General features: G+C 47.7%; 11 protein-coding genes. 6 read left to right on the forward strand and 5 right to left on the reverse strand.

Going from position 1 to position 11,228, the window contains the following annotated elements:
* Window positions 1-115 precede the first annotated feature (115 nt).
* Window positions 116-601: a transcription elongation factor GreB gene (greB, locus tag VCHENC03_RS00750; RefSeq protein WP_009707958.1), complete on the forward strand. Its 486-nt coding sequence runs from the start codon at window positions 116-118 to the stop codon at window positions 599-601.
* A 72-nt stretch (window positions 602-673) separates the two neighbouring features.
* Here greB and VCHENC03_RS00745 read toward each other — a convergent pair whose 3' ends face one another.
* Window positions 674-2,557: an ATP-dependent zinc protease family protein gene (locus VCHENC03_RS00745; protein WP_009707959.1), complete on the reverse strand. Its 1,884-nt coding sequence runs from the start codon at window positions 2,555-2,557 to the stop codon at window positions 674-676.
* Window positions 2,558-2,767: 210 nt separating this feature from the next.
* Between VCHENC03_RS00745 and VCHENC03_RS00740 the strand changes: the two genes are divergently transcribed.
* Window positions 2,768-5,089, forward strand: a complete 2,322-nt coding sequence (locus VCHENC03_RS00740; protein ID WP_009707960.1) for a Tex family protein — start codon at window positions 2,768-2,770, stop codon at window positions 5,087-5,089.
* 124 nt (window positions 5,090-5,213) lie between these two features.
* Here VCHENC03_RS00740 and VCHENC03_RS00735 read toward each other — a convergent pair whose 3' ends face one another.
* Together VCHENC03_RS00735 and bioH are read right to left on the reverse strand one after the other, a co-directional pair.
* Entirely contained in the window at window positions 5,214-5,678 is a 465-nt protein-coding gene (locus VCHENC03_RS00735) for a hypothetical protein (protein WP_005430182.1), read from the reverse strand.
* A 136-nt stretch (window positions 5,679-5,814) separates the two neighbouring features.
* Window positions 5,815-6,579 (reverse strand): pimeloyl-ACP methyl ester esterase BioH, encoded by a 765-nt coding sequence (gene bioH, locus VCHENC03_RS00730; protein ID WP_009707961.1) that lies wholly within the window; start codon window positions 6,577-6,579, stop codon window positions 5,815-5,817.
* An 84-nt stretch (window positions 6,580-6,663) separates the two neighbouring features.
* Here bioH and VCHENC03_RS00725 point away from each other — a divergent pair, with 84 nt between their 5' ends.
* From VCHENC03_RS00725 to cysQ, 4 genes are all read left to right on the forward strand, one after another.
* Window positions 6,664-7,389 (forward strand): ComF family protein, encoded by a 726-nt coding sequence (locus VCHENC03_RS00725; protein WP_009707962.1) that lies wholly within the window; start codon window positions 6,664-6,666, stop codon window positions 7,387-7,389.
* Between the two features lie 97 nt (window positions 7,390-7,486).
* Window positions 7,487-8,071: a Fe-S biogenesis protein NfuA gene (gene nfuA / locus VCHENC03_RS00720; protein WP_005434470.1), complete on the forward strand. Its 585-nt coding sequence runs from the start codon at window positions 7,487-7,489 to the stop codon at window positions 8,069-8,071.
* Window positions 8,072-8,245: 174 nt separating this feature from the next.
* Window positions 8,246-8,809, forward strand: coding sequence for an ADP compounds hydrolase NudE (gene nudE, locus VCHENC03_RS00715; protein ID WP_009707963.1), 564 nt, complete (start codon window positions 8,246-8,248; stop codon window positions 8,807-8,809).
* 44 nt (window positions 8,810-8,853) lie between these two features.
* A complete protein-coding gene (gene cysQ, locus VCHENC03_RS00710; RefSeq protein ID WP_005434478.1) occupies window positions 8,854-9,681 on the forward strand; it encodes a 3'(2'),5'-bisphosphate nucleotidase CysQ in 828 nt (275 codons plus the stop codon).
* Window positions 9,682-9,970: 289 nt separating this feature from the next.
* Here the strand turns inward: cysQ and VCHENC03_RS00705 are convergent, their stop codons facing one another.
* Both VCHENC03_RS00705 and VCHENC03_RS00700 read right to left on the reverse strand, forming a co-directional pair.
* The gene (locus VCHENC03_RS00705) at window positions 9,971-10,732 is read right to left on the reverse strand and encodes a type II secretion system protein N (protein ID WP_009707964.1); all 762 of its coding nucleotides are present in this window, start codon (window positions 10,730-10,732) and stop codon (window positions 9,971-9,973) included.
* Between the two features lies 1 nt (window position 10,733).
* Entirely contained in the window at window positions 10,734-11,225 is a 492-nt protein-coding gene (locus VCHENC03_RS00700; protein WP_009707965.1) for a type II secretion system protein M, read from the reverse strand.
* Between the last annotated feature and the right edge of the window lie 3 nt (window positions 11,226-11,228).

Below are 11,228 nucleotides of genomic sequence, written 5' to 3' on the forward strand. Positions count from 1 at the left end.
TGATGAATTATTTCGATGTTTCGCATTATTTTTCTCCTCATCACAACAATTTACAGTCAGACAAAATCAAGGCTAATATGATCAACAGAATCCAATAACGGCTGATTTACTTCTAATGAAAACCAATTTAATTACCCGTGAAGGCTACAATCGCCTAAAAACAGAACTCGACTTTTTATGGCGAGAAGAACGCCCAGAAGTCACCAAAAAAGTCACTTGGGCAGCAAGCTTGGGCGACCGAAGTGAAAATGCAGATTACCAATACAACAAAAAACGTCTGCGTGAAATTGACCGCCGTGTCAGATACTTACGTAAGCGTCTAGAGCAAGTCAAAGTGGTGGATTACTCGCCTCAGCAAGAAGGCAAAGTGTTCTTTGGTGCTTGGGTGGAAATTGAGAATGAAGCGGGCGATGTGAAGAATTTCCGCATCGTTGGTCCCGATGAAATCTATGGCGATGCAAAAGGTTATATCTCGATTGATTCCCCAATGGCTCGTGCGCTACTAAAAAAAGAAGTCGATGACGAGTTCGCAGTGAGAACGCCGGAAGGCTACAAAGAATGGTTTATCAATAGTATTCGCTACCAAGCCGAAGAAAACTGATTGAATGACCCGATAAAAAGAAAGCCGCACTCTTTAGTGCGGCTTTTACGTTTTGGATATCAACCTTGAAGGTTACTCTTCGTAGTCAGGCTTCTCGGTCACAATGTAGTTAGTGTCGCTGGCAACGATCGCACCGTGCTTCAAGAAGTTCTTACCCAGAATCATGCTGTAATGGAAGCGGCTACGGTCTTGCAAGTTAACTCGAATCTTCTTCTCTAATTCGCCAAGCTTAACGTGCATTTCCACTACAGGGCGTACGTTGGCTTTCTCACCTTTCTTGGCTTTAATGCGCATCACGTCAACAACGGGCTTGGTAAATTCTTTCTTCATACCGCTGTCGTTCTCGTAGGTAAAGCTCACCATGTCTTTGCCATCTTTCTTGAACTGTTTGATGTTCTTGGCATTAATCGAGCTCACATCCGCGCCCGTATCCAATTTCACAGGGAAAGACATGCCTTCCACTTCTGCCACTTCAATGTGGCCAGCTTTAAACAGTGGACGCGCATCGAGTAAGTGGTCAGCGCGAGTATTTAGCAGCACACCACCTTTCGCCATGTTGTGGCCGAAGACAAAGAACGGCTGCTCTTGGTCGTCTTTCTCTAAAACATCAATCGCGAAGTCGATGGTCTTCTCTTCGTCACCAAACAGGAATTCCCCCTCAACAACTGGGCGAACCGAATCACCGACTTTAAGCTTCTTCAGTACACGTTTGGTGATTTTCTCTTCCTTACCCTTCGAACTTGGCAGGTAGAAGGTCACGACTTCTTTTTTGTCTTTCTCGGTCAGTTCAAAACCATCCACACGCAACAACGGCGTTTTAACCGCAAAAGTTGGATAAGCAGATAGCACGTGACCATCGATATTCACTGTCTCTTCAGGAGAGATAACCAATGGTTTTGATTTAAGCGCGCTCTTGAATGATTTCTCGACCCCACCTAGCAAGTTCTCTTTATCGGTATCAATCACGAAGTGCTGACTTGCCACGTCTTTGCCCAAACGGATTTGCGAACTAAAGCCGCTGCGATCACGCAGATAGACCAACCATTGCTGTGTCTCGGTTTCACTCACTTGCACTGGAAGGTAAACCAAAGGACGCTCACTCTTGCTGGTTTTCAGCATGCGAACAAGTGGCAGTGTCATTGGGTGACGCTTACCGTTTTCGCCTTCAAGGGTGAAAGAGACTTGTTTTTTCTTCTTATCTACCTTGATGTTCAGCGCATGCACGTTGGTGTAGCGACTGGTAGTAGAAATACTGATGCGATATGGCACGCCTTCAACATTCACAATTTCTTTCTTACCTATCATTTGTGCATTTGGCTGCTCTTGCAGGTAGTCGTAACCAGCAAACACCCACGCGTTGTTATCGAGGTAAGTTTTACCAATCAAAATCGGCGCTGAAAATTGAGTACGCTTGGTCAGGTTCACCACAGTATCGACCGTGTGCCCTGCAATGGTCATCGGCATTTTTACCGTCGGGCGCAAAATTGGTTTTTCACTGGTACGGCTACGGATCGCACTGATGCGTTCAAGATCATCGGTGATCTTAATTTCTTTACCTGTGTACGGATGATGAATCGTAAAGCTCACGGTCACTTGGTAAGGTTTGAAGCTGTCTGAATCCCACTTGGCTTTCGTCCCACCAAGGTCATCGATGATCGCCCACATCAATTTGTCGTCTTTCAGACTTTTGTATTCAGGGTTGCTACTGCTCACGTGGATGTTTTCAGCGTGCATTGACGTGGTATCGGCACCGGTATCAATCTTACCGATAAATGGCACATCGCTTAGCTCAGGAATGTCGCTGTAGTAAACACTTTCTACACGACCTAAAACCAGTTTGTCATCAAGTTGATAGATAGGATCTTGAGTGGTCGCAGAAAGGGGTTGCGACCAAGCGAACGGCGTCGCTAATAAGGCACTAGAGAGCGCCAAAGCCAAAGACATTTTCTTCATCATTGTTTTCCGTATGAGCTAAGGTACAGGGGTTAGTCGATAACCAAATGTATAAGTTCTCAATTTAATTACAGTTTTGACACAAATCTGACTGATGTCCACCAGCGCTCGGTAAATTTTTGAGTTACTAGTTTAAAACATTGCAAATTCCATGAATGACCCCAATGTTCTATACACAACCAATACCCAAACAGAATTAAAGAGAATACACGGATGAGCCAAGCTATCTGTCGCATGATTGCTCAAGAGCTGAATGTTCGCCCTGAGCAAGTCAACGCTGCTGTAACCCTTATTGATGACGGTAACACGGTCCCATTTATTGCACGTTACCGTAAAGAGGTGACGGGCGGCCTTGATGACACCCAACTGCGTACTCTAGACAGCCGTCTGTCTTACCTTCGTGAACTGGACGATCGCCGTCAGACCATCCTGAAATCGATCCAAGAGCAAGGCAAACTTACGCCAGAGCTAGAACAAGAAATCACTCAGGCAGACAGCAAGACTCGTCTTGAAGACTTGTACCTACCTTACAAACCAAAGCGTCGCACCAAAGGTCAGATCGCGATTGAAGCCGGTCTTGAGCCACTTGCAGACCAGCTTTGGAATCATCCGCAAACTGAGCCAGAAAGCGAAGCAAGCAAATACCTTGATGCAGACAAAGGCGTGGCAGACACCAAAGCCGCACTGGATGGCGCGCGTGCGATCATCATGGAACGCATCGCGGAAGACGCAAACCTGCTAGAGAAAATCCGTGGTCACCTAAACCGCAATGCGGAAATGGGCGCTCGCGTCGTTGAAGGCAAAGAGCAAGAAGGTGAGAAGTTTAAAGACTACTTCAACCACAACGAGCCACTAAGCAAGGTACCATCACACCGTGCGTTGGCGATGCTGCGTGGTCGTAACGAAGGCTTCCTGACATTGGCAATGAATGCTGATCCAGAACAGGAAGAAGGCGTTCGTCAGTCTTACTGCGAAACTATCATTGCAGACCACTACGGCGTGACACTTAGCAGCGCACCTGCAGATACCTGGCGTAAGCAAGTGATCAGCTGGGCATGGCGCATCAAAGTATCGATGCACATGGAAACCGAGCTAATGGGCGCAATGAAAGAGCGCGCAGAAATCGAAGCGATTGAAGTATTCGCCACCAACCTAAAAGACTTGTTGATGGCTGCGCCTGCGGGCCCTCGTGCAACACTTGGTCTCGATCCAGGTCTGCGTACAGGCTCGAAGATCGCTATTGTCGATCCGACTGGTAAAGTGCTTGCAACCGAAACCATCTACCCTCACCCACCACAAAAGCAATACGACAAATCAGCGCAAATCGTTGATCAGTTGGTGCGCAAGTACAACGTGGATTTGATTGCGATCGGTAACGGTACGGCTTCACGTGAAACCGACAGCTTTGTCGCAGACGTCATCAAACGTGGCAACCTGAAAGTTCAGAAGATCATTGTGAGTGAAGCGGGTGCTTCGGTTTACTCAGCGTCTGAGCTTGCAGCGAAAGAATTCCCGAATATGGACGTATCTTTGCGTGGTGCGGTGTCGATTGCTCGTCGTCTACAAGACCCGCTGGCTGAACTAGTGAAAATCGATCCTAAATCAATTGGTGTGGGTCAATACCAACACGATGTTAGCCAATCAATGCTGGCAAAACGCCTGGATGCGATTGTGGAAGACTGTGTAAACGCGGTCGGTGTTGATGTGAACACCGCTTCTGCAGCACTACTAACGCGCGTAGCGGGCTTGTCGAGCACCATTGCGCAGAACATTGTCGACTTCCGTGATGAAAACGGTCGCTTCGAAGCACGTACAACCTTGAAGAAAGTACCTCGTTTAGGTCCTAAGGCATTCGAGCAGTGTGCAGGCTTCCTACGAATCATGGATGGTAAGAACCCACTTGATGCGTCTGCCGTTCACCCAGAAGCGTACCCAGTGGTAAAAGCGATTTCTGAGAAGAACAACAAAGACATCAAAGCACTGATTGGTGATTCAAGCTTCCTCAAAGGTCTGCATGCCGTGGATTACACCGACGATAACTTCGGTGTTCCAACCATTACTGACATCATCAAAGAGTTAGATAAACCGGGTCGTGACCCGCGTCCAGAATTCAAAACGGCAACGTTCGCAGAAGGCGTAAACTCAGTTTCTGACTTGGAACCGGGCATGATTCTAGAAGGCGTGGTGTCTAACGTAGCCAACTTCGGTGCCTTTGTTGATATCGGCGTTCACCAAGATGGTCTTGTGCATATTTCTGCACTGACAGATCGCTTTGTGTCGGATCCACGTGAAGTGGTGAAAGCAGGCGACATCGTTAAAGTCAAAGTGATGGAAGTGGACGTTCAGCGCAAGCGCATTGGTCTATCGATGCGTATGAACGACGAACCGGGTCAAGACAACCGCAGCCAACGCTCATCAGCTGCGCCGCGTCGTAATGACCAACAGCAGCGTCGTCAGCCTCGCCGTGATGACTCGTCATCTAACAGCGCAATGGGCGGTGCTTTTGCAGCAGCGTTTGCTAAAGCGAAAAAGTAATCTCGTCTAAGCTTCACCACTAATAACGATGCTTCACCGCTAACTCGTATTCACCGCTAAAAAGAAAACGCTCCAATCAGTCAATCTGCTTGGAGCGTTTTTATTTGAGTAGGATATTGAGTCGTCATAATACTGCTATCACTTCTGACGGTGTATGGGGCGCGACCGAGTGACCATAATGAAACTTAATCACCTTCCTGCGCTTTTCCATCAATCCCTCTTTGACCGCAGCATCCAAAATGCGCTTAGGTAGTCGAAAGCGTATCGCGTAGCCCTTACCCTGATCTTCGCTGTAACTCTTGAGTGCAAGCAAACCAAAGAGACGTTCTAGCGTGTCTTCCGGTTCTTCGTGATAACGGGTGTCCACCTCGGGTTCCACTTCGTAGTCAGGATGCTCCGATGGGTCCCACGAGGATTGGCGTCGCCGTTTCTCATCACTTTTTACTTTGCGCTCCGCATTGGTTTTCGCCAGTGCGACTGTTGGCGTCACAGGTTCTCGGACTTTATTGTCACGAGCAGCTTGTTCCGTCTGCACATTAACGGATGGGGCGATCAGTGGCACGCTAACGTTAGCCGGTGACACAATCATTGCGAACCCTCCTCAGAGTCGCCCAACTCGTCAATACAGCAAACTCCTCCCACAAGAAGAGTTCGCTAAAACTTATATCGACCAATTTTTAATCAGCTTTAGGAGTTTTATTCGTTTAGATGTGCAGGCCTAACCGTTAAGCGGCAAATTCTCTCACTTGGAGACAAAACGCTTCATGTTCGGTCATGAACGGCGCATGAGAGGATTGATTGAAAACAAACTGCTGAGTGCTTGGCAACTGCTCGCTTAAGTCACTTGCCACTTTGATTGGCACTAAGCCATCAAGTCGACCATAAAGGCGCAGCATCGGCATAGAAAGGGACGTCAGCGCATCGCGCAGATCCACATCGGCAAGAATGTTCAAACCCACCAACAACGAATCAGGGTTCGGCTGCGGACGCGATAGCACCGCTTGTTTGAGTTGTTTAACGTCTTTGCGCGCAGACGGGCTGCCCATCGCTTGCAGCGCCATAAAACGCTCAATAGTGACAGAGAAGTCTTCCAGCAATTGATCGGTGAATGCGGTTAACACGTTAGGTTGAATACCACGCCAAGGACGCTCAGCAGCAAATTTTGGTGAACTTGCTACCGTGATTAATTTGCTCACACGCTGCGGAGCATTAAGTGCAATGTGGGTTGCCACCAAGCCACCTAATGACCAGCCAAGCCAAACGGCTTTCTCTGGTGCGTCTTGCAAAACAAGGTTAGCGATTTTTGCTAAATCTTCAGCGTGAGATTCTGCGCTGTGTCCGTATCCCGGAAGATCGACCACATGCACTCGGAAATAAGGTTGAAGAGACTCGACGGTCTGCTGCCATACCGCACCATTCATACCCCAACCATGAAGCAACACCAAATCTGGTCCTTGACCAAATGACTGCCAGTGTAAATTCGTGCTCATGCTCTCGTTCTCTCCCACTTATCTTATTCCTTACAACGCAATCCAAGCTTTAGTCTGATGGCTCGCTCACCTTGGATGGATTGTATGTTATCTCATCAATGGCAAAACATCATGCATCGCGTACTCAGTAGCCAATGCGGATTATGCCGATTTCCCATACCTCACCGCCAAACGCCCAACCTAATGCGTTGGTGTGACAGCTGTTTTGACCACCTCACACCAATCAAACGCTGCTCACGTTGTGGTTTAAAAATGACAGAAGAGGAATCACAATCCTCCGCAGAGTGCGGAGAATGCCTGAAAGAGCCACCACCATGGCGGCGTTTGTATACCTTAGGTGACTATGACTTTCCGCTCTCTCAACAAGTACAGCGCTTTAAAGATCACGGCGAGGCATGGCAGGTGAGTGCGCTTACTCAACTATTAGCAGAACGAATTGAGCAGCCTGCACCCGTCATCACCAGCGTGCCCATTCACTGGCAGCGCTACATAAAACGAGGCTTCAATCAGAGCCATATCTTAACCAAACACCTCGCCCGCCATTTAGATGTGCGATATGAAAGCAAGGTATTTAAACGTGTCAAAAGCGCTCAGTCGCAGCGAGGAAACAAAAAAGCCAGTCGCGAGCAAAATCTGCAAGGGGCATTTACCCTACAAGGTGAGGTGAACTTTTCCCACATCGCGATTGTGGATGATGTGGTTACAACAGGTAGTACGGTCCGACAATTATGTCATTTACTACTTGAAGTTGGCGTAGAAAGCATCGATATTTACTGCATCTGCAGAACTCCTGCCCCGGGCTCACTCTAGATCGCTTCGCCATGTCTTAGCATCAAAAAGACTAGACCGAGCCGTCAACAGGAGTAGAATAGCAGCAATAGCCTACAAATTTACTCAGGTATTCGTCGTGTCAAATATTACTATTACAGAAACTGCGCAAACGCATTTCGCCAACCTTTTAGGCCAACAGCCTGAAGGCACTAACATTCGAGTTTTCGTTGTTAACCCAGGAACACAAAACGCAGAGTGTGGCGTGTCTTACTGCCCACCAGAAGCGGTTGAAGGCACTGACACTGAAATCCCTTACAGCGGTTTCTCTGCATTCATTGATGAGCTAAGCCTTCCTTTCCTTGAAGACGCTGAAATCGATTTTGTTACTGACAAAATGGGTTCTCAACTAACGCTAAAAGCGCCAAACGCAAAAATGCGTAAAGTCGCGGATGACGCTCCACTTGTAGAACGTGTTGAGTACGTAATCCAAACTCAAGTGAACCCGCAACTTGCAGGTCACGGTGGTCACGTAAACCTAGTTGAAATCACAGACGACGGCATCGCTATCGTTGCATTCGGTGGTGGTTGTAACGGTTGTTCAATGGTTGATGTGACTCTAAAAGAAGGCATCGAGAAAGAGCTTTTGAACCAATTCGTTGGTGAGCTAACAGCTGTTCGTGATGCTACCGAGCACGACCGTGGCGATCACTCTTACTACTAAGTCGCTGATGACTTACTAGCAATGCATATCGACGAGAAATGGGAGGCACTTGCCTCCCATTTTTGTTTTCAATTGCGTTATGCTGAATCATCACGCTAGAAACTCGAGCTTTCTTCTCATATATTAAGAAATCTCATTTCTTCGATGAGTTAACGATACTAAGGAGCCAGCGTTATGTCGAAAAGGACCCCACCAGAGATCCTCTCTTGTCAGACGGTCGCACAATCTAAACTGTTTACTGTGGAAGCCCTCGACCTTCGCTTCTCTAATGGCGAACTACGTACTTATGAACGCATGAAACCGAGTGGGCGTGATGCCGTGATGGTTGTTCCTGTGACTGAACAAGGCGACTTACTGCTAGTACGCGAGTACGCGGCAGGCACAGAACGCTACGAACTCGGCTTTCCAAAAGGCTTGATCGACCCTGGTGAAACACCACAACAAGCGGCTGACCGAGAGTTAAAAGAAGAGATCGGTTTTGGCTCTAATGACCTGACGCCACTCAAACAAGTCATTCTTGCTCCTTCTTATTTCTCGAGCAAAATGACACTGTTTTTGGGGCAGAGCCTTTATCCAGAAAAACAAGAAGGCGATGAGCCTGAGCCACTAGACATTGTTCGTTGGCCACTCGCTCAAGCAGAAGAGCTTTTAACACACTTGGATTTTTGTGAAGCAAGAAGCATCACAGCGTTGATGTTGGCACTAAGACACTTACAAAACACCACTCACAACCAATAACAGCCGAAGAGCTGATTCATAATCGTGAGGAAGGACCATTACCTATGCCAATGACAAAAGATTTATCTCACCTGCTCCCGCAAGTCATCGAAATTGCGCGCAGTGCAGGTCAATTGATTCTCGATATCTACGAGAAAAAGCAGTACGAAGCCTACACCAAAAGTGACGAGACCCCAGTCACCAGCGCTGATATCGCGGCGCATAAACTGATTACTGAACGCTTGAGCGAACTCACTCCAGATATCCCTGTACTCTCTGAAGAAGCGGCGGATATCAGCCTAGAGCAGCGTGGGCAATGGGAACGTTACTGGCTTGTCGACCCGCTAGATGGCACCCAAGAGTTCATCGCACGCAGCGGTGACTTCGCGACGATTATTGCGCTAATCGACAACAACAAACCAACCATGGGTGTAGTTTATGGCCCGGTTTCTGGCGTGACTTACTACGCATACAGCGGTAAAGGCGCTTGGAAGATTCCAGACATGTCAGAGAGCGTGAAAATCCACACTCACAAACATGAGCAGCCTGGACAAAACATCGCTATCGCAATCAGCCGTCGCCAAGACATCAACCGCATCACGAGCCGCATGAGTAGCGCTTGGAACTATGACTTGATTCCTCTTGGCTCTGCCGCACTCAAAGCCTGTCTTGTCGCTGAAGGTGCTGTGGATTGTTACTTACGTCTAGGTCCAACTGGCGAGTGGGATACCGCAGCTACACAATGCATTGTTGAAGAGGCGGGCGGGCGCATTCTCAGCACGCAGCTTGAGCCGCTTTCTTACAATGAGCGCGAGACGTTGGAGAACCCAAACTTCATCGTGCTGGGCGATGCGGATTTGCCTTGGGATGAGATTCTACAGCGCAAAGACTGACCCTAATCCAACCTGCATTGCTAGACTTTTAAAAAGGCCACGAATCGACTTCGTGGCCTTTCTTTTTTCTTCTTGTACAGCGTTAGGAGTATTTGGCCTACTATGATCTAAATACTATCATAGCTGTACGAATTTTCATTATTCGAAGAAAAATCAGATACTTATATTCAAAGAAAATAATCCTTGGATTTCTTGTACAGCGAATAGAGGGTTTGGCCTACTATGATCCAAAAACAAAAAGAGCTGCACGCTGGCAGCTCTTTAAAGATGTTGTGGTTTCTGAGTGTGGCTAAAAACGCCCTTTGTAATCAAACTCGTATTGACCTTGAGCGTTTGGATTACCCAACCATTTAAGTTGATCGCTCATGCCTGATGGGAACTCTGCCCCCGGCTTAAACCACGCTTTGGTGGAGTAACGTTGATTTGGCATTAGCTCAGCAGAAAACGCCGCTGAAACTTGCTTGCTCTTTTGCTCACCCGATGCCGATAGCACGCTGTCTTTACAGTTTAAATCAGCAATGACAGGACCAAGTTCAAGACTACCAAGTGGGCTTTGAATGCCACTCGCACTCCAAACTAACGTACCTTCTGCTGTCTTACACCAAGGCGCTGCGTAAGTCGCATGACGGATGTTCAACTCAAGTTGACCTTCAACACCAACCGGTACAGGAAGACGTGCTTGCTCCACCACTTTTGCCGCAGGAATCGACGCGACTAAGTTTTCCGCGTATGGGCCGCCAGTTAAGCTGTAGCCAACCAAACCACGACCACGTACGTCGATATCGCTCCCGCGACCGAAACGGACGGCGAATTCCGCTTTACCGGTAAACAGACTGGAAAGTTGGAAATCCCAGTTCACTTCACCTAAGTTCTGACGCTGCCAACGTACGCTTGATGCACGACCTTGCCAAACTGTGCCTTGTGCACCTTGAATGTCGAGACCTCTCACGCTTGGCACTTGTTGTAGCACCCAAGAAATTGGCAAACCAGCAATCAAACTGGTTGAGAAAAAGGCAATAAAAATCACCACATAAAGAACGGCTTTCTTCACCTTAACCTCGCTTAAATTGCAGGCGGTTTACGTCAATCATACCGGCTTGATCGGTACGGTCGATGTCTAGGAATTCCACCTCAATCCCTTGTTGTTCTTTTAGATAACGCAGCCAATCGACCATTTGGTTGAATGCCAAAGGCTTAATCCATACTTGAACACTGTCATTGCGTGGTTGTACACGGATCAACTCAACCTTGTAACGACGAGCGGATGAAGACACCACTTGATTCAATGGCTGATTAGAAAAGCTTACACCACCACTTTTACGCAATGCGCTGATATCATCGGCTTTATCTTGTACCCACGTCAGCAGTTGTTTTTCACTTTGGATTCGGGATTGCGCTAGCTCTGCACGTTGATTCATTGGTTGTAATACCCCCCAATAAATCATCCCAATAATGGCAATAATGCCACCACCCATCACCAAACGCTGCTCACGTTGTGAGATGCTGCTCCACCAAGTTTGAGCTTGTGCGATTAAATTCTTCATCAT

It is taken from the genome of Vibrio sp. HENC-03 (assembly GCF_000305755.2).
Classification (GTDB): Bacteria; Pseudomonadota; Gammaproteobacteria; order Enterobacterales; family Vibrionaceae; genus Vibrio; species Vibrio owensii.

Coding starts and splice junctions, on each gene's coding strand:
- bioH (WP_009707961.1), bottom strand. CDS start 6,579: ATGAGCACGAATTTACACTGGCAGTCATTTGGTCAAGGACCAGATTTG.
- VCHENC03_RS00725 (WP_009707962.1), top strand. CDS start 6,664: ATGTTATCTCATCAATGGCAAAACATCATGCATCGCGTACTCAGTAGC.
- nudE (WP_009707963.1), top strand. CDS start 8,246: ATGTCGAAAAGGACCCCACCAGAGATCCTCTCTTGTCAGACGGTCGCA.
- VCHENC03_RS00700 (WP_009707965.1), bottom strand. CDS start 11,225: ATGAAGAATTTAATCGCACAAGCTCAAACTTGGTGGAGCAGCATCTCA.
- VCHENC03_RS00745 (WP_009707959.1), bottom strand. CDS start 2,557: ATGATGAAGAAAATGTCTTTGGCTTTGGCGCTCTCTAGTGCCTTATTA.
- cysQ (WP_005434478.1), top strand. CDS start 8,854: ATGCCAATGACAAAAGATTTATCTCACCTGCTCCCGCAAGTCATCGAA.
- VCHENC03_RS00735 (WP_005430182.1), bottom strand. CDS start 5,678: ATGATTGTGTCACCGGCTAACGTTAGCGTGCCACTGATCGCCCCATCC.
- greB (WP_009707958.1), top strand. CDS start 116: ATGAAAACCAATTTAATTACCCGTGAAGGCTACAATCGCCTAAAAACA.
- VCHENC03_RS00740 (WP_009707960.1), top strand. CDS start 2,768: ATGAGCCAAGCTATCTGTCGCATGATTGCTCAAGAGCTGAATGTTCGC.